Source organism: Gemmatimonadota bacterium, assembly GCA_016719105.1.
GTDB lineage: Bacteria > Gemmatimonadota > Gemmatimonadetes > Gemmatimonadales > Gemmatimonadaceae > SCN-70-22.
This window is the reverse complement of the sequence record JADKAQ010000046.1, coordinates 38,394-63,074: the sequence shown is the minus strand read 5'-3', so window position 1 is coordinate 63,074 and position 24,681 is coordinate 38,394. Positions and strand designations below refer to the sequence as shown.

Sequence of the window (24,681 nt, the reverse complement as noted above, 5' to 3'; positions counted from 1 at the left end):
TAGTAGCTCGAGGCCAGAGTGAAGGCGATCCGACGTTCGCCGCTATGCAAAGCAGGGCTCGTGCCAGCATAACTCCTTGAAAACACACGCTTTAGCTGGTTCTCCGTTCGGGCATCGTGACCGCGATTCGGTCAGGATGTCCGCCACCTGCTCACGGGTCGCGTCATCTCGACCGAACCGGGCGGGCGACGAAAGTGCCGCGTGGGGTGATGTGCGCGCACTCACGTTGGTGCGCTGCAACACAAGGCGTTGGCGCGACCACGCACAGCCGGCGGTGGGGGGCCCCCACCGGCGCCGCGCGCGACTAGAGCGGCTGGCGAAGCGCGGCGGCCAGCCGCGCAGCAAGCGGGCGCAGTCCGTACTCGGCCGCGCGGTCGTGCGCCTCGCGGATGATCGCGTCGTATCGCCCGTCGTTGGAGCGGGCCAGCGCGGGGGCACACTCGGCCACCAGCCAGAGCGCAGCCCCTTCATCAATAGTTGTGGCCAGCGCCCGCGCCTTGTCGAACGCCGCGCCGGCCTGCGCATGACGCTCGGTTGCAACGAGGTACCTCACCTCGAGCGCCTCCAGCAATTCACGCCCCTGGTACCAGGTGGCGCCGAGGACGGCGCTCCGCTCGGTGGCGCGTCGGCGTGAGAGGAGTGCCTGGTCGACGTAGCCAAGCGCGAGCGCCGCGAGTCCGGCGCCTGCGAGCGCCCCCACTTCGATGTCGACGACCTTCAGTTCGGTAGCCATGTCGTGCACGCGCTCGTACATGTCGTGTGCGGCCACGGCGTCTCCCTGCTCGAGGGAGAGGTTGGCGCTGTTGTACATGGCGGCCAATCGGCGACCGTCGTTATGCACCTTGGCGAACATGCGCTCCGCGTATGCGTACGACGCGTGGGCGCGGTCGAAGTTCCCCGTCATCTGGAAGAGGATGCCCAGGTTGAGGGCGGCGAGTCCGCCGAGGTCGGGGATGTTGGCCTCCTCGGCGGCGCGCTGCGCCTGTTCGTAGGCCTGCTGTGCCGATTCCCCTGCGCCGCGGCGCGCGTGGATGATCCCGCTGTTGACCAGGCAGCGGATGACGCCGAAACGATTGCCGCGGGCGTCGAAGCGTTGGCGGGCCGCCTCGAATTCCAGCAACGACTCGTGCGGCGACACTTCGATCAGGGCGGCGCCCAGGCGCAGGCGTGCGTCGGCGATGAGGAGGTCGTCGCCCAGTTGCTCGGCCTCGGCGGTGGCGGCGCGTGCCTCGCGTTCGGCGTCGGCGCGCTGGCTCAGGCGCGTGTGGGCGTCGGCGATGCTGGCGAGGATGAGGACCGATTCCTCGCGCGCGCCGATCGCACGTGCCTCGGCGAGGAGGAGGCGCCCTTGCGAGACGACTTCGGGGAAGTTGCGGGCCTGCAGGAGTTGCAGCTGCAGGGCGCGCCGCGCCACGCGAAGGCGCGCCGGGGTGTCCTCGCGCCCGAGGTCGGCGCGCGCCGCGTCGCAGGCGGCGCTCGCCGCATCGAGCTTGCCGGCGATGCGGGCGACATCGATCAGCGCGAGGCGCGCTTCCAGGCGCGCCGTCTCGCTGGGGGCGCGACGCACGGCGATCTCGTACGAGGCGATCGCATCCTCGAGGGCGTAGATGCTGGCCGCCCGATTGCCCGACCGCAGCGCGAAGTCGTAGGCGCGCCCGTCGTCGCCCGCGGCGTCGAAGTGGACCGCGATTTCGGTGTGGGCGTCCGGGCGCTCGGCCGCCAGCACCTCGGCCACTCGCGCGTGAAGCCGCCGGATGCGCCGGGGGTTGGCCTGCCGGATGAGGGCGTCGGCCAGCAGCGTGTGCGCGAACTGGTAGCGATCGGCGTCGCGGTCGATCGCGCTGTCCAGCACTCCGACGGCCACTGCCTCGTCAATGGCGTCGATGAGGGCGTCCTCGTCCAGCTCGGTGGCCCGTTGCAGCAGGTCGAACTCGAAGGTCCGCCCGATGACGGCGGCGGTCGTCATCGTCTGGGCCGTGGACGGCGCGAGGCGCGAGAGGCGGCGGGCGAGGAGGTCGTCGACGGCGGCCGGGAGCTGCAACGCGTGGATCGTCGACCATTCCCACCGCTTGCCGCCGTACCACAGCACCCCTTCGTCCACCAGCGTCTGCAGCACCTGCACGACGAAGAGCGGGTTTCCCTCGGTGTAGCGGTAGAGATACTCGGCGAGTTCGCCTTCGCGCTCGGCCTGGTGCAGGATGTCGGCGAGCCACTCCCCCACCTCGGAGGGGGAGAGGCGTTCGAGGCGGAGCTCGCGATAGCTCTCGTGGCGCGACAGGCGGCGACGGCTCGTCTCGAACTGCTGCGCGTCCTCGCGGCGAATCGTCAGGCACATGAGCAGGCGGTCGTGATCGACCGCCCCGAGCAGGTGCTCGAGCGCCTCCCACGAGGCGTGGTCGGCCCACTGCACGTCGTCGAGGACGAGCATCAGCGGACGCGAGGCGGCCGCTGTGCGAATGTAGGTCACCAGCTCGTCGAGCAGGGCGTATTTCGACGAACTGGTGGCATCGGCCTCGCCGCTCGCCTCGTGCTCGGCCTGCAGCGCCGGCACGATCCGGGCGAGCTGCGGCCAGCGCTGCGCGGGGACGATGCGCAGCTGGTGGAGTTGGGAGACGATGTCGGCCCAGACGCCGAAGGGGGGGCGGACATCGGGTTCCAGGGCGCGCGCCGTGACGAGCGTCCCGGTGCGGAGGCGAATCTCCGACGTCATGCGCTGCACGAGCGTCGTCTTCCCCACGCCGGCTTCGCCGATGACGGCGACCAGCCCGGGTTCGCCGCGCACGCAGGCTTCCACGCGCTCGCGCAGGCGGGCGACCTCCGCCTGCCGTCCCACGAAGTGCTGGACGTTGAGGCGCGGCTTGCCCACCTCGCCGTCGCGGCTCGCCACGGCGACGGCATTGCGGCCGCGGCGCTTGGCCTCGTACAGCGCGCGGTCGGCGGAGGCGAAGAGGTCCTCGAACGACTCGCCGTTGCGCGGCGCGACCGCGACACCGATGGAGAGCGAGACGCCGACCCACCGTTCCTCGGCGCCGCGCACGGGGATGCGGCGCTGTCCGACGGCCTCGCGCAGCCGCTCGCAGAAGCGCTGCGCGTCGGAGGCGTCGGTATCGGGGAGGAGGATCACGAACTCGTCGCCGGCGTAGCGTCCGACGACGTCGGTGGGGCGCGACCCTTCGGAGAGGACCTTGGCGACGACCTCGAGCACGTTGTCGCCGGTGAGGTGGCCGAAGGTGTCGTTGACCGACTTGAAGTGGTCAACGTCGATGACGGCCAGGGCGAGCGGCGACGCCTCGGTGGCGGTCGACAGCTGCAACCGCGCGGCCTCGACGAAGGCGCGCCGCGTGGGGAGCCCGGTCAGCTCGTCCATCGTGGCCCGTCCGCGGCGCTCCCTCACCTGCTCCGCCTCGCTCGGCTCGGCGGCCAGGGCGGAGGCTCCCTGATGGCGCATGAGCCGCTCGAAGATGCCGAAGAGCTCCGGGTCGAACTGGCGCCCGGCATCGCGCCGCATGACGTCGATGGCCTCGTCATGCGGGAGCGCGCGCTTGTAGCTGCGCTCAGTCGTGAGGGCGTCGTACACGTCGGCCAGGCAGACGATGCGGGCGACCATCGGGATCTCCTCACCCACCAGCCCGTCGGGGTAGCCCGAACCATCCCAGCACTCGTGGTGCGACCGCACGATCGGCAACACGTCCCACGGAAACTCCACCTCCGACAGCAGCTCGACGCCGGCGATCGGGTGGCGCTTCATCAGCTCCCACTCCTCTTTCGTTAGGCGCCCCGGCTTGTTGAGCACCTCGGAGGGGACGATCAGCTTGCCGACGTCGTGGAGCAGTGCCCCGATGCGGAACCAGAGCAGCTCCCCCGCCTCGACCCCGGCCACCGCGGCGAGGCGGCACGACAGGTCGGCCACCCGCTCGCAGTGCCCCTGCGTGTACTGGTCCTTCGACTCGGTCGATTCGCCCCAGCGGCGGGCCAGTTCGAGGAAGTCGCCCTCGAGTGCGCGCGTTTCCTGCGCGATCGCCGCCATGTCCTGGCGCGCCTGCAGCCTGGTGAACAGGCGGTGCGAGATGTTGAGGCTCTGCAGGGCATCGCGGTTCCGGCCCAGTTGCCGGTGCACCTTGGAGCGGTCGCGTTCGACCTCGGCGAGCAGCAGGCCGTTGCCGCGCTGCGTGGCGACGTCGGCGGCGCGCTCGAGCGAGGCCAGCGCGCCATCCAGGTCACCCTGCGAGCGCGCGATCGCTGCTGCAAGCTTGTAGGCTCCGCCGAGCGAATCGCCCAGGCGGTGGGCCTGCGCGGTGAGGAGTGCCCGCTCCACCAGCCGGCGCGCCGTGTCGAGATCGCCGCGGTGCATCGCCACCTGGGCCAGGTTGATCTCGAGCTGCGTGGCGATCTCCACGTCGCGCAGCGTGTGCGCCACCTCGAGCGCCTGGCTGAACGCCTGGTCGGCGTCGTCCCAGTGCGTAAGCCGCGTGTGGACGAGCCCGACGTTGTTGAGCGCGATGCAGACGTCGCGCGACATCCCCAGCAGGCGATACTCGCGCAGGCTGCTCTCGAAGTAGCGCAGCGCCTGCTCCTGGTCGCCGCGCACCGAGGCGATGACGCCGAGGTTGGTCGAGGTCATCGCCACCAGCGACGCGTCGTCCGACCGCGTGGCATGTTCGCGCGCCGTCAGGTACAACCGCTTGGCGTTGTCCAGGTCCCCCAGCTGCCAGTGCAACACCGCCAGCTGGTTGATGGAGTGTCCGGTCCCGGCCACGTCGCCCGTCTGCTCGGCGATGGCGAGCGAGAGTTCCAGGCAGTCGCGGGCCTCGTCGAACATCGCGTCGGCGAGGTAGGTGCGGGCGATCCAGCGCACGATGCTGGTCACGCTGAAGCCCGTCATCGGCGGGCGCATCCGCCACAGCGCCGATTCGTACAGTGCGCGCGCCTCGTCACGCCTCGACTGCCGCTCGCAGTCGTGCGCGGTCAATCAGTGCACGAAGTTCGTCGGCAGGGATGGCGGCTGTGACGTCGGACAGCGACGAGGACACCGAGGGCGGGGCGGGGCGCAGGGCAGGGAAACGTCTGCCCTGGAGCGAGCGGCCGGGGCACTACTCAGACGATCCACGGGACCCCCTCGCCACACCGCCGCCCCCCCGTCGTGCAGGGGAGCGACCGCGCCCTGTGCGGCACGTGCCGTGTGCGCTGCATCACAGGCGCCCGCGTGGTCAGCGACAGGCCGCGGGCAGGGCGAGCGATTCGTCGCGTCCGAGGGCGGTCACGCTGAGGAATTGCACCCGCGCCGGGGTGGTCGGCGCCAGGGTGATTTCCACGCGCAGGTCGCCGGTGGCGCAACGCAGCCGCCAGCGCCCGCGCAGGGCGTTCTCCGCCACGAAGCCCCCTTGAGGGGCACAACGGTCCCCCGCCTGCAGCCGCACCCGCTCGATAGCGGCGCGGCGACGCTCCTTGGACTCGTCGCGGTACAGGTTCATGGCGGCCACGCTATCGGCGAGCGCATCATCCCAGCGGGTGACGAGGCGCGTGACGTCGTCGCGCAGGCGCGCGAGGACCGGGGCGGGTTGCGGTTGGCGCGGCTCGAGTCCCCCGGTGGCGGCGAGGACGTCGTACGCCTGGTCGATGACGCTCCCCCACCCGGTGTAGGTGAGGTTCCCCATCGCGACGATCCCGACCCCCTGCTCCGGGAGCCATCGCATCTGCGAGCCGAAGCCCGGGAGCCCACCGGAATGGGCGACGGTGATGCGGAAGCGACAGGTCTGGCGCACGCCCAGGCCGTAGCCGTAGCCCCCGGCGCTCAGCACCGGGTTCCCGGCGGCGTCGCGCACCGCGCTGCCGCCGTTGAAGCGCCAGACCTGTTGCATCTCGCGGCGTGAGGCACGGCTCAGCACCCGTCCCTCGTCGCCATCGCGGGGCGGCCAGGCGTCCAGCATGAATCCCACCCAGCGCGACAGGTCGGCCACCGAGGTCAGCATCCCGCCCATTGCCCCGAACGATCCGTCGGGGAGCTGCTCCTCCTCGAGCCAGCGGTCGTCCTGCCGGCGATAGCCATGCGCCAGCCGCGATTCGGGGACGTCGCGCGCCTCGAGCGTGGTGACCGACATGCCTAACGGGCGGAGGATGCGCAGCTGCACGTAGCGGGCATACGGCATCCCCGACACGCGGCTCACGATCCGCCCGAGGATGGCGAAGCCGAAGTTGGAGTACTCGTACGCGGTCCCGGGGGCGGTGGAGAAGGGGATCCCCGCGCGCATCATGCGCGCCATGGCCTCGTCGGTGGCCGAGAGCTGCTGGTCACCCCACGGGTTGTCCTCGGGGAAGCCCTCGGAGTGACTCAGCAGGTGGCGGATGGTGATGCGCGGTGAGTCGGTGGTGGGGTAACGCAACCGCGCCAGCTCGGGGATGTAGCGCTCCGCCGGGTCGTCCAAGGAGAGCTTGCCGGCATCGCGCAGTTGGAGGATGGCCGCAGCGGTGAAGCTCTTGGTCATCGACGCGATGCGGAAGACCGTGGCGGTGTCGACCGCGGCGTTGGTGCCGACGTTGCGCAGTCCCGAGACCCCCACGTGCACCACCTTCCCGTCGATGACGATCCCGTAGGCGATCCCCGGCACCTTCGATCGCTCGGCGAAGTCGCGCATGAGCCGGTCGATCGCCGGATACGCGGAGGCGAGCTTGGCGTCGCGCGCCGCATCGGCAAAGGCGGCCGGCGGGGCCTTGGCGTCGTTGCGCGTCCCCTGCGCCTGGACGACGGTGGCGAGGCAGAGCACGGCACCGATCAGGGCCCCGATGGTGGCGGCGGTGGGGAGGCGAAGGGCGAAGCGAGGCATGGCGACGGACGGAGCGTGGGTGGACGGCGACGAACGACCGCACATCGGCGGTGGAGATCGTGGTCGGCAACATTGCCCGACCGTCGCGCTCCGCGTCAATGCGCGTCCCGCACGTGGGTCGTGCGCCCTCCGCGCGCCCTCCTCGTCACCCCGCCCACCACGCTGCAAGCTCAGGTCGGGAACGCTCCACCATCGACAAGTCAGGCTCGACAACGGCCGGTTTGGCGCCAGAATAGGCAGATGCGTCTCGCGCTTCGCGCACTACTGCGCACCCCGGGCTTCACGGTCACGGCGGTCCTCTCGCTCGCCCTCGCGATTGGCGCGAGCGCGGCGGCCTTCGCCGTCATCGATGCGGTGCGATTCCGCGCGCTCCCGTTTCCGGATGGCGATCGCCTGGTCCTGCTGAGCGAGGTGCCGATCGACGAGGGGGGCGAGGCGCGCTCGGCGGAGGGACGCGGATGTCGCGTGGCCTGCGACGTCTCCTACGAGACGTTCGACCAGGTGCTGCGGCGTCATCGATTCCGCGCGCTCGATGCGGTCGCCGGCTACAGCAGTGGTGGCAAGGCATTGGCGACCAAGGGAGAGCCGCTCCTCGTCACGGGTGGGGTCATTTCGCCGAACCTCCTGGCGCTGCTGCAGGTGCAACCGCAGCTGGGGCGCCCCTTCACCGCCGACGATGACAAGGTGGGGGCTCCTCCGGTCACGCTCCTGAGCCACGCGCTGTGGACTTCGCAATTCGGCGCCGACCCGGGGATCCTCGGACGCGTCGTGAAGCTGAGCGACACGCAGTACACGGTGGTCGGCGTGATGCCGCCGGGCTTCGCGCACGAGGTGAATTCGCAGTTCTGGCTTCCGGTCGTTCCGGTGCTCGATCCGAGTACGCGTCCTTCCATTCGCACGCTCACGGCGATCGGTCGCCTGGCGCCAGGGCAGACGCTCGCACAGCTGCGTGCCGAGCTATCGACGCTCGAGCCCGCGCCGCCTGCGGTGGTCGATGCCCCGGGCGGGGGGCGCGGCGGCGTGCGGGCGCCGGCGCCGCGCCTGCGCCTCACGGCGGCGCCGCTGCGCGAGCGCTACGCCGCCTCGACGCAGTCGCACGACCTCGTCTTCGGCGCGGTGGTGGGGTGCATCCTGCTCATCGCCTGCGCCAACCGGCCAACCTCGTCCTCGTGCGTACGCTGCACCAGCAGCGCGAACTGGCGATCCGGGCCGCGTTAGGCGGTGCCCCCGGGCGGGTGGGCGGGCACCTGCTGCGGCAGCACCTCCTGCTCGTCCTGTTCGGTGGCGCCCTCGGCGTCGTGCTCGCGCAGGGATCGCTCGGCGCCCTGCAGTCGGCGTCGGTCCTCGACTCCTTGCGACCGCCCGGGATGGAGTACCGCCTCGACATGCGGGTGATTGCCTTCGCGATCGCCGTCGCGGCGCTCGCCGCGGCCATCGTGGGGGTCGTTCCGGCCCGCCTGGTGGCGCGCCTCGATCCGCAGCGACTCCTGCGCGACGCCACCCCGGGGGCGAGCCCCTCGCGGTGGGGGCGCCGACTGCAACAGCTCTTCGTGATGGCGCAGGTGGCCAGTGCGGTCGTCCTGGTGTCCGGTGGTGCGCTGCTGACCAAGTCGGTGCTCCACCTCTCGCGCGTCGACCTCGGCTTCCAGGCGCAACGCCTGGTCCAGGGGACGCCGAGCTTCCCGCATCCGTGGCGGGTGCCGGCGACCTACCACCCGGTCACCGAGCGGATCCTGCGCGAGTTGCAGCGACTCCCCGGCGTGGCAAACGCCGCCGTGCGGGCCTCGGTCCCGTTAGGCGCGCGGGGCACCTCGCCGGCCATCACCCTCGACGGGATGGCGACGCCGCTCCCGCCGGGCGATGTCCCCACCGCCGCCGTGGCGGTGAGCCCGGAGTACTTCGGCACGCTCGACGTTGCCGTCGTCAACGGTCGCGCCTTTACCGAGGACGATCGCGAGGGGACGATTGCCGTGGCGATGGTCAACGAGTGGGCGGCCCGTCGCTGGTGGCCGGGGAAGAACCCGGTGGGACAGGTGGTGCGCGTCGACACGGCCCCGGGGCTCGCCCAATCGCTCTCGATCGTTGGAGTGGTGCGCGACAACAAGGCGGCGCAGCCCAACGTCCTGCTTGCGGACGATGGCGCGGAGCTGTACCGGCCCTGGCGGCAGGCCAGCACACCCTTCCCGACCTTCCTGGTGCAGGGGGCGGCCGCACCGGCGCCGCTCCTGCGTCCGGTGCGCCAACTCCTGGTGCGCGAGGTCCCCGATCGCCCGGTCTTCGCCACGCTCGTTGCCGACCAGGTGGGCGATCAGCTGCGTGGGGTGCGCACCAACGCGACGCAGATTCTCGCCTTCGCCGCCGTCGGACTCCTGCTCGCCGTGCTCGGGCTGCACGGCGTCCTGGCCTACAGCGTGGGCGTCCGCACTCGTGAGATCGGGATTCGCGGCGCGCTCGGCGCCTCGCGCCAGCGCATCGCCGCGATGATCCTGCGTGACGCCCTGCTGGTCTGCGGCGGTGGCGTTGCAGCTGGCCTCGTCGTGGCCCGCAGCACCACGCCGCTGCTCGCCGAACTGCTGTACGGCACGCACCCCAGCGATCCCGTCGCCATGGCGGTGGTCGTCGTCTTCGTCCTCCTCGTTGCACTGCTCGCCAGTTGGCTCCCCGCACGCCGTGCCTCCCGCGTCGATCCGCTCGATGCACTGCGCACTTCGTAACCGTCCTCCACACTCGCCATGAAACGTCTCGCGCCCCTCGCACTCCTGCTCGCGGCCTGTGCGGCCCCCGAGCAGCGCGCTGCATCCGCCACCGAAATCCTCTGGGATACCTGGGGGGTCCCGCACATCTACGCGCCGAACGATGCGCAGGCCTTCAAGGCCTTCGGCTACTCGCAGATGGCCGCGCACGGCGATCTCGTCCTCAGGCTCTACGGCGAGGCCCGTGGTCGATCGGCCGAGTACTGGGGCGAGTCGCACCTGACGACCGACCGCTTCGTGCGCACCATGGGGATCCCGGCGCGCGCCGAGCAGTGGTACACGTCGCTCTCCCCGGCTATCCGCGCCGACCTCGACGCCTTTGCCGAAGGAGTCAACCTGTACGCCAAGGAGCATCCGGAGGCGCTCACCGACAGCCTCGAGGTCGTGCTCCCGGTGACGCCGCAGGACGTCGTGGCCCATGGACAGAAGATCATCAACTTCCTCTTCATGTTCTTCGGCCAGGTGCAACTCCCCGAAGGGCTCAACAACGACTTCCGGCCGGGCTCCAACATGTGGGCCGTGGGGAGCAAGCGCTCTGCCTCGGGGAACCCGCTGCTGCTCGGGAACCCGCACCTCGGGTGGTACGATCTCTATCTCTTCTTCGAGGCCAACGTCACCACGCCCGACCGCAACTTCTACGGCGTGACGCTGGTGGGGATGCCGACCCCCGCCATCGGCTTCAACGATCACGTGGGCTGGTCGCACACGGTCAACACGCAGGACGGCGCCGACGTCTACAAGCTCACGCCGCAGGGGAGCGGATACCTCCTCGACGGCGCCGAGAAGGCATACACGTCGCACGAGGAGGTACTCAAGGTCAAGCTGGCCAGCGGTGTCCGCGTCGACACCCTCGTCGTGCGCGAGTCGGTGCACGGCCCCGTCTTCCGCGACGACAGCACGGGGACGTACGCGGTGCGCGTCGCCGGTCTCGATGATCCGGGGGCGGTGGAGCAGTGGTGGAAGATGGGTGGCGCCACGTCGATGAAGGAGTTCGAGGAGACGGTGCGCCAGCTGCACGTCCCCTTCTTCAACGTGATGGCCGCCAGCGCCGACGGGCACACGTACTACTTCTTCGGCGGCAAGACGCCGCGCCGGGCGCGTGGCGACTTCGGCACGTGGGAAGGGGCAATGCGCGGTGACAGCTCGGCGCTCGTGTGGACCGAGTACCTCCGCTACGACGAGCTCCCGCATGTGATGGACCCGGCGAGCGGGTGGCTGCAGAATGCGAACGACCCGCCCTGGACGGTGACGTGGCCGCTCGCCTTCGCCCCCGACTCGTTTGCCGCCTACGTGGCCCCGCGCGAGATGTCGTTCCGCCCGCAGCGCTCGGCGTTGATGCAGCTGGCGGATTCGAGCGTGACGCTCGACGAGCTGGTGGAGTACAAGCACTCGACGCGCATGGCCCTTGCCGATCGCGTCCTCCCCGACCTGCTCGCCGCGGCGCGCGCCACCGGCGACGCCGACGCGCGCAAGGCGGCCGACGTGCTCGAGGCCTGGGACCGCAGCACCGACGCCGGGAGCCGCGGCGGCGTGCTGTTCCAGGCGTGGGTGATGCAGTGGTATCGCGACTCCAAGGGGAAGCCCTTCGCGCGCGAATGGCGCCTCGATTCGGCGCTCACGACGCCCAGCGGGCTCGCCGACGCGAAGGTGGCAGCGGCAGCGTTAGGCGCCGCCGCACGCGCCACCGTCAAGGACCATGGCGCCCTCGACGTCGCCTACGGTGACGTCAATCGCCTGCAGTTCGCGGGACAGGACCTCCCCGGCAACGGCGGCGCGGGCGACCCGTTGGGGATCTTCCGGGTGGCGTACTACGCGCCCGGGAAGGACGGCAAGGCGGCGATCATCGCGGGCGACACGTACTACCAGGCGGTGGAGTTCTCGAATCCGGTGAAGGCCAAGGTGCTCACGGCCTACGGCAATGCCACGCAGCCCGGCTCCAAGCACAAGGGTGACCAGCTCGAGCTCTTTTCGAAGAAGCAGATGCGCGATGCCTGGCGCACCCGGAGCGAGGTGGAGGCCCACCTCGAGTCGAAGGTGACCATCCCGTAGCGGATGGCGATGGGCGCCCGGTGTGGTGCCTAACGAACGGGGGATCCCTGGCGCGGCCAGAGCCACGCCGCGCCACGGACCCCGCTCGAATCGCCGTGCCGGTGACGCACCACGCGCGTCACGATCGTGTCCGAGAAGACGTGGCGCGACAGCAAGGGGGTCACCGCCTCGGCGAGCCCGGGGACGTTGGACATCCCGCCCCCGAGGACGATCACGTCGGGGTCGAGCAGGTTGATCACCGACGAGAGCGCGCGGGCGAGTCGGTCGTGGTAGCGGGCGAGCGATGCCTGCGCCCCGGCGTCGCCCGCCTCGACGGCCTGCACGATCTGCGGCGCGCTCCACCGCTGCCCCGTCACGCGCGCATGGTCGCTGGCGAAGCCCGGGCCAGAGAGCCAGCTCTCGATGCACCCGGTGCGGCTGCAGTAGCAGGCGGGGCCGGGCAGCTCGTCAGCCGCAACCCACGGCAGCGCGTTGTGTCCCCATTCGCCGGCGATGAGGTTCGCCCCGGCGAGGCACTCGCCTCGCACGACGATCCCGCCGCCAACGCCGGTGCCGAGGATCACGCCAAAGACAACCTGCGCCCCGGCCGCAGCGCCGTCGGTCGCCTCGGAGAGGGCGAAGCAGTTGGCGTCGTTCATGATGCGGACCTCGCGGTCGAGTGCCCGCCCGAGGTCGAGCCCCAACGGCTCCCCAATGAGCCACGTGGAGTTGGCGTTCTTCACCTTCCCCGTCGACGGGACGATGGCGCCGGGGATCCCCATTCCGACCGTCCCGCGGGCACCGGTCTCGGCCTCGAGTGCCTGGACCAGTCCGGTGATCGCCGCGACCGTCTCCGCGTAGCCCTTGGGCGTGGCAATGCGCTGCCTGACGAGGATCTCTCCGGCGTCGGAGAGGGCGATGCCTTCGATCTTGGTGCCGCCGAGGTCGATGCCGATGCGCATTGCAGAGGAACGCGGGTGGAGGTGACGATTCGTCGCGCTACAACGTGCCGTCCCGACGCACGAATCGCCACTCAGGGGTGATCGGGCGGGTGAACCGCGCGTGCGTCGCCGCGCCCCGATTGTCTGGCGAGACTGGCGAAGCGACACGGCGCCCGTTCACCTTGCGGTGTGTCGCGTGGCCTCGCGTCGTGGCCCCGCACCCCGATCTCCACGCCGATTGTCCCCGAGCCCAGCGTCGCCTCGTGAGCACACGCCTGCTGCGCCTCCTGCCGCTCTTCGCCCTGCTCGCCTCATCCCTCGGAGCCGCGTGCGATGGCGCACAGAGCGAGCCGATCGACGACGTCCCGTTCGAGGTCGTCGCCGAGTTTCCGCATGACACCGGGGCGTATACGCAGGGGCTCATCTGGCAGGACAGCACGCTGTACGAGAGCACGGGGCGCTACGGTGACTCGGAGGTGCGCCGCGTCGACCTGCGCACCGGCGCGGTGCTCGCGTCCACGCCGCTCGCCCCCGATCGCTTCGGCGAAGGGCTCGCCCTGCTCGACGGGCGCCTCTACCAGCTCACGTGGGAATCGAAGGTGGGATACGTCTACGACGCGAAGACGCTCGCGCGCGTCGACTCCTTCGCGTACGCCGGCGAGGGGTGGGGGCTCGCGACCGATGGCACCTCGCTCATCATGAGCGACGGCTCCGATTCGCTCCGCTTCCTCTCGCCGCCCAGCATGGCGACGGCGCGCGTGGTGCACGTGCGCTACCAGGACTCGCCACTCTCGAAGATCAACGAGCTGGAGTTCATCGATGGCGTGCTGTACGCCAACGTCTACGAGTCCGATTGGGTGGCGCGCATCGATCCGGCGACGGGCGAGGTGCAGCAGCTGGTGGACTTCTCCGCGCTCTGGCCACGCGGCACGCGCCCGTACGGGGCCGACGTGATGAACGGCATCGCCCGCGCCCCGGCCCCCGGGCAGTTGCTGCTGACGGGAAAGCTCTGGCCTACGATGTACTCCGTGCGGATCAAGCCCGCGCGCTAGCGCCGCGCGGTCCGTGGGGCGCGCGGTGCCGCACGCCCCACGCGCGAGCCGCTTAGCGCCGCCACCGCGCCAGGGCGTACTGCACGGCAAGGTCGGTCGTGCTCCACAACTGTACGTCGCTGCCGGAACCGTAGCGAATGGCGCGTGGCGCGCCACGCACGAAGTCGTAGCTCCACAGCTCGCTCTTGAACCCCGACGCCTCGACGGCCGACAGCACGCGGCGCGCCGCGTCGTGCAGCTCACGGGCATACGCGGGGTCGCCCCCGCCGCCGACGCGCGCCTGGTACGCCACGCCCAGCAGGAAGAGGTTCACCTCGCGCCCCCACGCCACGCGAGGCGCGTGATACTGGTCGCGCACGAAGTCGGCCCAGACTTTCGGCGTGGCGTAGGCATCGTTGGACACCACAGGCCCCACTCCGTCGATGAAGAGCCCGACCGGATACGCGCGGGTGAACTGCCGCGCGTCGCGCAGCACCACGGCGCGGTCCATCGCGCCGCGTTGCGGGTCGCCGAGGAAGAGGCGCGTGGCCACATCCGAGTTCACGACCCCGATCGGGGTGCCGGCACTGTCCAGGGCGAGCGCGAGGAAGACCAGCGAATCGCGGTCGGCCCGCGTGGCGCCGAGCACACCCTGCCAGTGCGTCCGCTCCTCTGTCGGCATCGCCGCCAGGCGCTCCGTGACCCCGGCCTGCACCTCGGCGGGGCCGAGCCGCACGACGAAATGCCTGCCGGCGCCCATCCACGTCTCGATCGCCCCCGTGAGTGCGGTCGAGTCGCGCACCCAGCGGCCGAGCGGCGTGTCACCCAACGTCTCGGGGAGGGCGCGGGCGAGCGAGTCGGCGCCGAAGCCCAATCTGTGCAAGGCGGCGAGGATGGTGCGCGTGGCCTGTAGCGCGTGCGGGGCCCAGATCGCGTTGACGTCCATCGCGAAGCGTCCACCGGCGTAGCCCACGCCGCTGTCGCGCCAGCTCGTCGAGGCCCATCCGCCGTCGTCGCGCCGGGCGAACGAGATGAGCGTCGCGGGGGAGGGGGCCGCGGCGTACGGCGCGGTCGCACGCGCCACCCGCCCCAGTTCGCGCAGCACGCGCGTGAGACGCGGTTCGCCGTCGCTGGCGTCGCGCAGGAAGGCGCGCTTGCGGCTGGCGGGGACGTCGGCGTCGGCGAGCCACCGGGCCAGCAAGATCGGCAGGTGCAGCTCGTCGTCGATCATATGGTAGTTCTCGCGTACGCGCCGGTGGCCGCGCAGCACCTCGCCGGCGCGCGCCAGGAGCGAGTCGGCAGCGCCCGCCGCGTCGCGCGCGCGCGCCGCCTGCTGCGCCTGCACCAGCCCCACGTACTCGGCGGCCGCCTCGCGCACCGCCTGGCCGCCTAACGCCTCCTCGTGGCTCACCTCGCCATTGGGGGCGAGCTTGCGCAGCGCGGCGGCCACGGCAAAGGCCGCCATGTCGTCGCGCCAGATGTCGCGCATCATCATGGCCGTCACCAGCATGTCGCGCCCGAAGTACGTCGCGTACGTGGGGAGCCCGGCCATCAGCTTCTCGCGCGAGGCGAGGAGCTCGACGCCACGTACCTGGCGCTCCATCCAGCGTGCCTGCGTGCGGGCGGCGGGATCGGTGCTCCCGGCACGACGCACCGAGTCGACGAAGGCGAGGAAGTCGGCGGTGAAGATCTCGTCGCGCGAGAGCGGCGTGAGCGCCGCGCCCGTGGTGCCGACGGTCACGGTGAGTCGGATCGCGTTGCCGCGCCCGTCGATCACGAGCGAATCGCCGCGGTGGGAGGCGGACGTGGTGCGCTCGTCGCCGCGGATGTCGACCGTCATCGTGTCGCGTCCATCGAGCGAGGGCTGCGTGACCCGCGCCGTCCATTGTCCACCGCCACGCACGACGCGCGTCACCGGTTGCAGCCGAGCGCGCAGCGCGGACACACTAGCGGCGCGCAGCGCGCGCAGGTGTTCCGTCTGCACGCTTGGCGGGAGCGACTCGAGCGCGGCGACGAGGCGCACGAGCTCGGGGACCGCGAACGGCTGGTCGCCGTAGGGGCGCCGGTGCCGGCCTTCGTACTGGAAGTCGCGCTCGACCCGCATCGTCCCCAGGACGAACCAGCCCAGGGTGAGCGTGCGGCTGTCGGTGACGAGCGAGTAGCGGACGGTGCGAGCGCGACCGGCGCGGGCGACGGTGGCGCGTGGGCTATCCCAGCGCAGCGAGGCCGGCTCTCCCGTGCTGGTGCGGGCCGAGAGTCCCACGCTGGCGTTCTCGGCGTCGGCCAGCAGGTGCACGACGCGCCCCTGGCGTCCATCCAGATAGATCTGGAAGGTGTTGCCCGCGGCATCTCGATAGATGCGCGTCTGGTAGCCCTGGTAGGCGGCGCTATCGTCGAGCCCAGCTTCGGGGAAGGCCAGGACCGGCGCGACACTCCGGGGGGGGAGCTGGAGCTGGGCGAGGAGGAGGAGCGCGTTCAGGACCATGGCCGAACCTCGTCGGGACGTGGGCGGTTGAGGGAAGTGCTTCCCCTGCATGGGGTTCCGGAATCCTGCATCCTGTCTGACTCGAAAACAGGAAGTGAAAGTCCGGTTTTCCCCGAGTTCGGACTCAGGGTTCAACCTGCCAAATGAAAGGGATGCGGCGATTTACACGATCTTGACCCGGTCGCCCGCGCCCGTATGTTATGCGGTCAATCTCCGGGAGGAAACGTTTCCCGGGGCGAGACCGGTATCGTTTTCAACGAACCGGCGCAGGAAGGAATCACGTTCCCCCCTAGCAACGCCAACTCTGGAGAGAAGACGAATGGCAGTCACCCGTTGTCTGTTGGCCGCGTTGGTTGGCGGCCTACTGACGGTGTCTCAACTTCCCGCGCAAGGCACCGGCGGTACCATCTCGGGGCGAGTCGTTGACTCGACGAGTCAACAACCGCTCGCGAACATCCAGATTCAAGTGGTCGGCACGACGCGTGGCGCGCTGTCACGGGCGGATGGCGGGTTCACGATTCCCGGCGTCCCTTCTGGCTCGTACACTGTTCGCGCGGCACGCATCGGCTACAACCCGCAGACCAGAAACGCGACGGTCGCTGACGGCCAGACCGTCACGGTCGACTTCTCGCTGGGCGCCTCGGCGATCAGCCTGCAAGCGGTCGTCGTCACGGGCTACGGCTCGCAGCGTCGCGAAGCGATCACCGGCGCGGTCGCCACGATCGATCCTAACGAGGCGAACGTCGGCGTCGTCAACAACGCCAACCAGCTCCTCACCGCGCGCGTCACGGGCGTCAACATCGTGGCCAACAACGGTGAGCCGGGCGGCAACGCTCAGATTCGCATCCGCGGCGGGACGTCGATCTCTGCATCGAACGATCCGCTCTACGTGATCGATGGCGTGCCGCTGCAGAACGACAACGCGGTCGCCTCGGGCGTCGCGATCGGCGGCTCGTCGGCCATCGGCCGTTCGCCGCTCAACTCGCTCAACCCGAGCGACATTGCCTCGGTGACGGTCCTCAAGGACGCATCGGCCACGGCGATCTACGGCTCGCGCGGCGCCAACGGCGTCGTGCTCATCGAGACCAAGAAGGGCTCGGCCGGTGCCTCGCAGTTCGAGTATGACGGCTACGTCGCCGCGGGCATGGCCGCCAACAGCTACGACCTGCTGACGGGGAGCGAGTACAAGTCGTTCGTCCAGAAGCAGATTGCGGCCGGCAAGCTTCCGGCCTCGCGCGCCAACACGCTCGGCGCGGCCGACACCGATTGGGAGAAGGAGCTGCTCCGCACCTCGTGGACGCAGAACCACAACCTCTCGCTCTCCGGCGGCACGCCAACGACGCGCTATCGCGCTACGCTCAACTACTTCGAGCAGCAGGGCATCGTCATCTCCAACGGCCTGCGCCGCTATCAGGGGCGCGTCAACGCCAGCAACTCGGCGTTTGGCGACAAGCTCCAGAGCTCGCTCAACCTCACCGTCTCGCGCGTCTTCAACGACTACCTCCCCTTCGACAACACGGCCGGCTTCGACGGTGGCGTGTTCACGAACATGGTGTCGTTCGACCCCACGCAGCCGGTTCGCACCACCACCGGGGCCTTCTATGAAGTCGGCGCCGGCGCGCAGTCGATCCGTAACCCGGTGGCGCTCGCGCGGCAGATCGCCGACCAGGCCCCCGAGACCCGCACGCTCGGCAACTTCACCGCTTCGTACGCGCTGATGCCGACGCTGACGTTCCGCAGCACGCTCGGCGCCGACGTCGCGAACTCGGTCCGCCAGACGTACTTCCCGCTGACGAGCCCCGTCGGGGCCTCGACCAACGGGCGCGCTCGCCAGGCCGAGCGCTCGCTCTCGAACCTCAACTTCCAGTCGCTCCTTACGTGGGCGCCTGACTTCGGGAGCGACAACGAGCTCGAAGTCCTCGGCGGCTACGAGTTCACGCGCTTCGACAACCGCGGCTTCGAAGCGGAAATGCGCGGCTTCCTCACCGACGCCTTCCAGTGGAACAACCTGGGCGCCGGCACGAGTGAAGGGTCGCCGGCTCCGATTTCGTACATCGAACAGTCCAAGCTGGCGTCGTTCTTCGCCCGCGTGAACTACGGCTTCAAGAACCGCTACTTCGTCACCGGTGTGCTGCGTAACGACGGCTCGTCGCGCCTCGCCCCGGGGAACAAGTGGGCGGTCTTCCCGGCCATCTCGGCTTCGTGGCGCCTGAGCGAGGAGTCGTTCCTGAAGGACGGAATGTTCTCCAACCTGAACCTCCGCGTCGGCTACGGCCTGCAGGGGAACCAGGCGGTGCGTCCGTACGGCACGCAGCTGCTCCTCCGCACCAACAACGACGCGCGCTATCCGTTCGGTGGCTCGGTCATCACGGGCTTCGCCGCTTCGCAGGTCGCCAACCCCGACCTCAAGTGGGAGACGTCGCAGCAGATCAACGTCGGCCTCGACTACGGCTTCAAGGACAACCAGTTCACCGGTACGCTCGAGTTCTACAAGAAGAAGACGAAGGACCTCCTGTTCGACGTTCCGGTCGCGCAGCCGGCCGTCGTCTCGACTCGTCTCGAGAACGTCGGGAGCCTGAGCACGAGCGGCTTTGAAGCGTCGCTCGACGCGCAGCTCTTCAGCAACTCGAACTCGTCGCTGACCTCGGGGCTGGTCCTCTCGGTCGAGCGCAACCAGGTTGACGAGCTGGGGCTCAACCGCCAGTTCATCACGACCGCGTCGGTCAACGGACAGGGGCAGTCGGGCAAGTCGGCCCAGCGCCTGATCCCCGGCCAGCCGATCGGCACCTTCTGGGGCGCCGAGTTCGCCGGCTACAACGCCAATGGCGAGCAGCTGTTCAACAAGTACACCGTCACGCGCGACGCGACGGGCAAGGAGACCGGGCGTACCCGCAACGGGACGACGACCTCGCCGGGCGGTGACGACGAAGTCATCATCGGCAATGCCAACCCGGCGTTCAGCCTGGGCGTGCGCAGCAACGGCACGTGGGGCCGCTTCGACGCGAGCTGGCTGTGGCGCGCCGAGATGGGCCGCGACGTCTTCAACAACACCGCGCTCGTCTACGGCACCACGTCGAACGTCAACCAGAGCCGCAACTTCCTGAAGTCGGCGCTGAACGCGAAGGATGCCATCGGGCAGCCGGCGATCTACTCCTCGCGCTGGATCGAGGACGGCTCGTTCCTCCGCCTCCAGAACCTCACGGTTGGCTACACCTTCCGCCTGCCTGGGCTGTCGGCGCGCGACACGCGCGTGTATGTCTCGGGCGACAACCTGCTCCTGTTCACGCCGTACTCGGGCTACGATCCGGAAGTCTACTCCGGCTTCGGCACGGACCGCGGCATCGACTACCTGATCTACCCGCGTGCCCGGACCTTCACGTCCGGCGTGCGCATTCAGTTCTAAGACCGACGTCGGTGGCGCGTCGCTCTCGGGCGCGCCACCGAGGACTGGCCCCGATTCATTCGAAACCAACAGTGATCAGGTAACCTCCGACTCATATGCCGATCTTCTCTTCGCTCTCCCTCCGCCGCTCGCGGCTTGGCGCCGTGGTGCTTGCGGGTGCGCTGAGTGCGGTGGCTGGCTGCACGGACCTCACGGAGACGCCGCTCGACGCGCTCACTCCGGAGAACGCCTTCAAGACCGACCCGGAAATCCTCGCGGGTGCGGCCTCGGTGTACGCGCAGCTTCGCCAGACGCAGTGGGCGTACTACAACCTCTCTGAAATCACGACGGACGAGCAGATCGTCCCGACCCGTGGCAGCGACTGGTTCGACAACGGTCGCTGGATCGAGATCTACAAGCAGGCGTGGAGCCCGAACTCCGGCTCTGCCCTGGACGACATGAACGGCCTGTGGAACAACATGTTCGCCGGTGTGGCCAAGGCGAACCTGATGATCGACGTGGTCGAGAAGAGCACGAGCGCCTCCAAGGCGGCGAACCTGGGCGAGCTGCGTGTGCTGCGCGCCTGGTTCTACTACGTGCTGATGGACATGTTCGGCGGCGTTCCCATCGTGACGACGACCGAAGTGAAGCCGACGGCGCGCGCCTCGCGTGACGAAGTCTTCAAGTTCATCGAGACCGAGCTCAAGGCGGCGATCGCTTCGCTCCCCGAGCGTCCGCTGGCCTACGGCCGTATCAACAAGCATGTCGCCAACGCCATCCTGGCGAACATGTACCTCAACGCCCCGGTCTTCCAGGGCACGGTCACTGCCTCGGGGCTGACCGCCGCCCCGAAGCGCCTCGCCGAGGCGATCCAGTACGCCGACGCGGTGATCAACTCGGGCGTCTACAGCCTGGCCAGCAACTGGCAGTCCAACTTCAACGCGGACAACGCCAGCTCGCCTGAGCTCATCTTCGTCATCAACAACACGAACAACCCGCCGGGCATCGGCAACTCGCTGCCGCAGCGCCCCCTGCACTACGCGCAGCACGGCGTGGGCGGTGGCCCGTGGAATGGCTTCGCGACGATCGCCGAGACGTACCGCAAGTACGATCCGGCCGACACGCGCCGCAGCATCTGGCTCGTCGGGCAGCAGAAGAGCTTCGTGACCGGCGCCAACGTGAACGATCGCGCGGGCAACCCGCTCGTCTTCACCGAGACGATCCAGGACATCACCAAGGCCACCGAGGCCGAAGGGCCGCGCATCAACAAGTTCCCGCCGTTCGTCACGGCGCCGAACGGTGACTCGCACCCGCACAAGTTCCCGTACTTCCGCCTGGCCGAGATGCACATGATCAAGGCCGAGGCGCTGTTCGAGCAGGGCAACACGGCGGCTGCGCTGACGATCATCAACCAGCTCCGCGCCCGTGTCTTCGAGCCGGATCGTCCGCTGACGGCGCTCACGCGTCAGGCGATCCTCGACGAGCGTCTCTTCGAGTTCGCCGGCGAAGCCAAGCGCCGCCAGGACATGATTCGCCTGGGTGGTTACACCGACGCGCGTCAGTTCAAGACCGCGACGGCCGGGTACCGCATCCTGATGCCGATCCCGATCACGCAGATCCAGAACAACCCGCTCCTCACGCAGAACGCGGGCTACTGATTCTCTCTGATTGACTTTCCGCAGGGCCGCCATAGCCTGCTCCCACACGGGGGCAGGCTATGGCGCTCCCGGGAGTCGCTGCGCGCAGAAAGTGCGACTGGCGCGCCGTCATTTTCTCTTCTCTGGACCTCACAATGCAGGGGATGCGCAGGGTACCGGCGCCCCGACGGCTGCTCGTGCCGGCGTTCATCGTTGTTGCCGCCGCGTGTTCGCGTGCGCCCGAGAACGCAGCCGCCGGCTATGACCGCAGCGCCGCGCCGCCGCCCTCCGACGGAAAGCTCTTCTCGTTGCTTCCGTCGTCGTATACCGGCGTTCGCTTCTCCAACGAGCTGACGGAGTCGAGCGACGTCAACGTCTTCATCTACCGCAATTTCTACAACGGCGGTGGCGTGGCGATCGGCGACCTCACGGGCGACGGACTCCCCGAGGTCATCCTCACTTCCAATCAGGGCGGGGCGAAGCTCTACCTGAACGAGGGGAAGTTCCGCTTTCGCGACGTGACCGCGGGGGCAGGGCTCGACCCGCAGCGCGCATGGACCACTGGCGTCACGCTCGCCGACGTCAATGCCGACGGGAAGCTCGACATCTACCTCTCGCATGCCGGGCAGGTGGAACCGTCCAAGCGCCGCAACACCCTGTGGATCAACCAGGGAGCCGGCGCCGACAGCGTCCCGACGTTCAAGGAAGAGGGGGAGGCGTACGGCGTGGCCGACGAAGGCTACACGACACACGCGGCCTTCCTCGACTACGACCGGGACGGCGACCTCGATCTCTTCCTCATCAACAACTCGCCGCGCCCGGTGAGCTCGTTCGGGCAGCGCAACACGCGCAACGAGCGCGACCCGTACGGCGGGCACAAGCTCTATCGCAACGACAACGGCAAGTACTCCGACGTGAGCGCCGCGGCCGGGATCTTCGGCAGCGAGATCGGCTTCGGGCTCGGGCTCGGCGTGGCCGACGTCAACCGCGACGGCTGGCCCGATGTGTACGTCTCGAACGACTTCTTCGAGCGCGACTACCTGTACCTCAACAAGCACGACGGGACCTTCGACGAAGCGCTCGACCGGCAGCTGACGGCCGACAGCTACTTCTCGATGGGGATGGACATGGCCGACGTCGACAACGACGGATGGTCGGACATCTACACCACCGACATGCTCCCCGAGGACGAGTACCGCCTGCGCACGATGGCGTCGTTCGAGGGGTGGGACGTGTACCAGACCAAGGTGGCCAACGGCTACGGCTACCAGTTCATGCGCAACATGCTGCAGCGCAACAACCGGAACGGGACGTTCACCGACGTCGGGCAGATGGCCGGCGTGGCGCGCACCGACTGGAGCTGGAGCGCCCTCATCGCCGACCTCGACCTGGATGGCCGCAAGGACATCTTCGTCACCAACGGGCTGGTGAAGGACGTGACGTCGCAGGACTACATCGCCTTCCTCGCCAACGAGTCGACGATGGAAGGGGCGATGAAGAAGAACGGCGACGTCGACTTCATGAAGCTGATCAACGCGATGAAGTCGACGCCGATCCCGAACTACGCCTTCCAGAACCGCGGCGCGCTGGCCTTCAGCAACGAGGCCAAGGCGTGGGGGCTCGACACCCCGTCGTTCTCCAGCGGCGCCGCCTACGGCGACCTCGATGGCGATGGGGCGCTCGACCTGGTGGTGAACAACGTGAACGCCGAGGCGTTCGTCTATCGCAACAACGCGTTGTCGGTCGCCAAGGCAAACCGCTGGCTGCAGGTACGCCTCGACGGCGAGGGGAAGAACCGCTTCGCGGTCGGGGCGCGGGTGAGCGTGGTGGCAGGGGGCGACACGCTGGTGCAGGAGCTCAACCCGGCGCGCGGCTTCCAGTCGTCGGTGGACTACGTGCTGTCGTTCGGCCTTGGCGCGCGCGACTCGGCGGCGGCGGTGCGCGTGGAGTGGCCCGACGGGCGCGTGAGCGCGATGGGGCTGGTCGCCGCGGGGCAGCGGCTGGTGGTGGCGCAGGCGTCGGCCGCCGCAGCGCCGGATGCCGCAGCGCCTGGGGCCACGCCGACGCCGGTTGCGGCTGGCGGAACGCTCTTCGCCCAGGCGGCGAACATCGACGGGCTCCCCTTCACGCACCGCGAGAACGACTTCGTCGACTTCGATCGGGAGCGGTTGATCCCCAAGATGCTGTCGACCGAAGGGCCGGCGATGGCGGTGGCCGATGTGAACGGTGATGGGCTCGACGACGTGTACCTGGGTGGGGCCAAGGAGCAGGCCGGGGCGCTCCTCCTGCAGCAGGGCGACGGGCGATTTGCCGCCGCGCGTGTCGCGGCCTTCGATACCGACGCGATCTCCGAGGATGTGGGGGCGACCTTCTTCGATGCCGACGGCGACGGCGACAAGGACCTGTTCGTCGTGAGCGGCGGCAACGAGTACTCGGACATGGCCCCTGCGCTGCAGGATCGCCTGTACCTCAACGATGGGCGCGGGACGTTCAGCAAGAGCGCCGACGGCGTGCCGGTCGAGTTCGTGGCCGGCTCGCGTCCGGTGGCCGGCGACTACGACGGCGACGGTGACATCGACCTCTTCGTGGGTGGACGCGTGGTGCCGTGGAAGTACGGCGAGGCGCCAGCGAGCGCGTTGCTGCGCAACGATGGGCGCGGGCGCTTCACCAACGTGACCGCGCAGCTCGCGCCCGAACTGCTGCGCGTGGGGATGGTGACCGACGCCGCCTGGCAGGATGTGGATGGCGATCGCCGCGCCGACCTGGTGGTGGTGGGCGAGTGGATGCCGATCGCCATCTTCCGCAACGCCGGGGGCGGTCGCCTCACGCCGCTGGTCGCAAAGGGGCTGGAGCAGAGCGCCGGCTGGTGGAACCGCATCGTCGCCGGCGACTTCACGGGCGACGGGCGCGTCGACTTCGTGGTTGGCAACCTCGGGCTCAACACGCGCCTCAAGGCGAGCGGCAGCGAACCGGCGACGATGCTGGTGAAGGACTTCGACGGGAACGGCTTCGCCGAGCAGGTGGTGGCGTGCTACGCCCAAGGGAAGCGCTACCCCATCGTGCTGCGCGACGACTTGATCAAGGCGATCCCGCCGCTCAAGGCGCGCTACCTCAACTACGAAGACTTCGCCAAGGCGACGGTCGACGACATCTTCCCGGCGTCCGATCGGACCGGGGCCCTCGAGCGGTCGGTGCAGACCTTTGCCAGCGCGTTGCTGCGCAACGACGGCAACGGGAGCTTCACGCTCGTTCCGCTGCCTGACGAGGCACAGCTTGCCCCGATTTATGGGATCCTGCCGCGCGACGTGGATGGTGATGGCGCGCTCGACCTGCTCGTGGCGGGCAACTTCGATGGCTTCAAGCCGGAGATCGGGCGGGCGGCAGAGAGCCGCGGGCTCGTGCTGCGTGGTGATGGGAAGGGGGGCTTCGCCCCGCTCACGGGGGCGGCGATCGGCTTCGTCGTCCCCGGGCAATCGCGCGACATCCAGCGCGTCCGCACGCGCAGTGGTGAGCTGATCGTGGTGGCGCGCAACAACGACCGACCACTCGTCTTTCGCCCGGTGTCGCGGTCGGTGGCCGCGGGCACCGGCTCGAGGAACTGAC

Annotated in this window: 11 protein-coding genes; 7 read left to right on the top strand and 4 right to left on the bottom strand. The window is 69.5% G+C overall.

Annotation, left to right across the window (positions count from 1 at the left end):
• Window positions 1-304: 304 nt before the first annotated feature.
• Together IPN47_24525 and IPN47_24520 are read right to left on the bottom strand one after the other, a co-directional pair.
• Window positions 305-4,969: a diguanylate cyclase gene (locus IPN47_24525; protein ID MBK9411140.1), complete on the bottom strand. Its 4,665-nt coding sequence runs from the start codon at window positions 4,967-4,969 to the stop codon at window positions 305-307.
• Between the two features lie 238 nt (window positions 4,970-5,207).
• On the bottom strand, window positions 5,208-6,821 hold the full coding sequence (locus IPN47_24520; GenBank protein ID MBK9411139.1) for a beta-lactamase family protein: 1,614 nt from the start codon (window positions 6,819-6,821) through the stop codon (window positions 5,208-5,210).
• Between the two features lie 240 nt (window positions 6,822-7,061).
• On the opposite strand from IPN47_24520, the gene IPN47_24515 reads away from it, so the two are divergent.
• Genes IPN47_24515 through IPN47_24505 form a run of 3 tightly spaced genes read left to right on the top strand, consistent with a single transcriptional unit; the run spans window position 7,062 to window position 11,623 of the window.
• Window positions 7,062-8,039: an ABC transporter permease gene (locus tag IPN47_24515; protein MBK9411138.1), complete on the top strand. Its 978-nt coding sequence runs from the start codon at window positions 7,062-7,064 to the stop codon at window positions 8,037-8,039.
• Complete coding sequence (locus tag IPN47_24510) at window positions 7,991-9,535, top strand: FtsX-like permease family protein (GenBank protein ID MBK9411137.1); 1,545 nt, start codon at window positions 7,991-7,993, stop codon at window positions 9,533-9,535. Before IPN47_24515 ends, IPN47_24510 begins: the two co-directional genes overlap by 49 nt.
• Before the next feature lie 18 nt (window positions 9,536-9,553).
• Window positions 9,554-11,623, top strand: coding sequence for a penicillin acylase family protein (locus IPN47_24505; protein MBK9411136.1), 2,070 nt, complete (start codon window positions 9,554-9,556; stop codon window positions 11,621-11,623).
• 29 nt (window positions 11,624-11,652) lie between these two features.
• Here IPN47_24505 and IPN47_24500 read toward each other — a convergent pair whose 3' ends face one another.
• A complete protein-coding gene (locus IPN47_24500; GenBank protein MBK9411135.1) occupies window positions 11,653-12,564 on the bottom strand; it encodes an ROK family protein in 912 nt (303 codons plus the stop codon).
• Between the two features lie 266 nt (window positions 12,565-12,830).
• On the opposite strand from IPN47_24500, the gene IPN47_24495 reads away from it, so the two are divergent.
• Window positions 12,831-13,595 (top strand): glutaminyl-peptide cyclotransferase, encoded by a 765-nt coding sequence (locus IPN47_24495; GenBank protein MBK9411134.1) that lies wholly within the window; start codon window positions 12,831-12,833, stop codon window positions 13,593-13,595.
• Between the two features lie 52 nt (window positions 13,596-13,647).
• On the opposite strand, the gene IPN47_24490 is transcribed toward IPN47_24495, so the two are convergent.
• The gene (locus IPN47_24490; protein ID MBK9411133.1) at window positions 13,648-16,059 is read right to left on the bottom strand and encodes a hypothetical protein; all 2,412 of its coding nucleotides are present in this window, start codon (window positions 16,057-16,059) and stop codon (window positions 13,648-13,650) included.
• A 370-nt stretch (window positions 16,060-16,429) separates the two neighbouring features.
• Here IPN47_24490 and IPN47_24485 point away from each other — a divergent pair, with 370 nt between their 5' ends.
• The 3 genes from IPN47_24485 to IPN47_24475 all read left to right on the top strand — a co-directional run bounded on the left by IPN47_24485 (window position 16,430) and on the right by IPN47_24475 (window position 24,680).
• Window positions 16,430-19,462: a SusC/RagA family TonB-linked outer membrane protein gene (locus tag IPN47_24485; GenBank protein MBK9411132.1), complete on the top strand. Its 3,033-nt coding sequence runs from the start codon at window positions 16,430-16,432 to the stop codon at window positions 19,460-19,462.
• A 95-nt stretch (window positions 19,463-19,557) separates the two neighbouring features.
• Window positions 19,558-21,099, top strand: a complete 1,542-nt coding sequence (locus tag IPN47_24480; GenBank protein ID MBK9411131.1) for a RagB/SusD family nutrient uptake outer membrane protein — start codon at window positions 19,558-19,560, stop codon at window positions 21,097-21,099.
• 143 nt (window positions 21,100-21,242) lie between these two features.
• Window positions 21,243-24,680 (top strand): VCBS repeat-containing protein, encoded by a 3,438-nt coding sequence (locus IPN47_24475; protein ID MBK9411130.1) that lies wholly within the window; start codon window positions 21,243-21,245, stop codon window positions 24,678-24,680.
• Window position 24,681 lies beyond the last annotated feature (1 nt).

What these genes read in the sequence shown, in the direction of transcription:
- IPN47_24475 (MBK9411130.1), top strand. Translation starts at nt 21,243, where the DNA reads ATGCGCAGGGTACCGGCGCCCCGACGGCTGCTCGTGCCGGCGTTCATC.
- IPN47_24480 (MBK9411131.1), top strand. Translation starts at nt 19,558, where the DNA reads ATGCCGATCTTCTCTTCGCTCTCCCTCCGCCGCTCGCGGCTTGGCGCC.
- IPN47_24500 (MBK9411135.1), bottom strand. Translation starts at nt 12,564, where the DNA reads ATGCGCATCGGCATCGACCTCGGCGGCACCAAGATCGAAGGCATCGCC.
- IPN47_24505 (MBK9411136.1), top strand. Translation starts at nt 9,554, where the DNA reads ATGAAACGTCTCGCGCCCCTCGCACTCCTGCTCGCGGCCTGTGCGGCC.
- IPN47_24520 (MBK9411139.1), bottom strand. Translation starts at nt 6,821, where the DNA reads ATGCCTCGCTTCGCCCTTCGCCTCCCCACCGCCGCCACCATCGGGGCC.
- IPN47_24515 (MBK9411138.1), top strand. Translation starts at nt 7,062, where the DNA reads ATGCGTCTCGCGCTTCGCGCACTACTGCGCACCCCGGGCTTCACGGTC.
- IPN47_24490 (MBK9411133.1), bottom strand. Translation starts at nt 16,059, where the DNA reads ATGGTCCTGAACGCGCTCCTCCTCCTCGCCCAGCTCCAGCTCCCCCCC.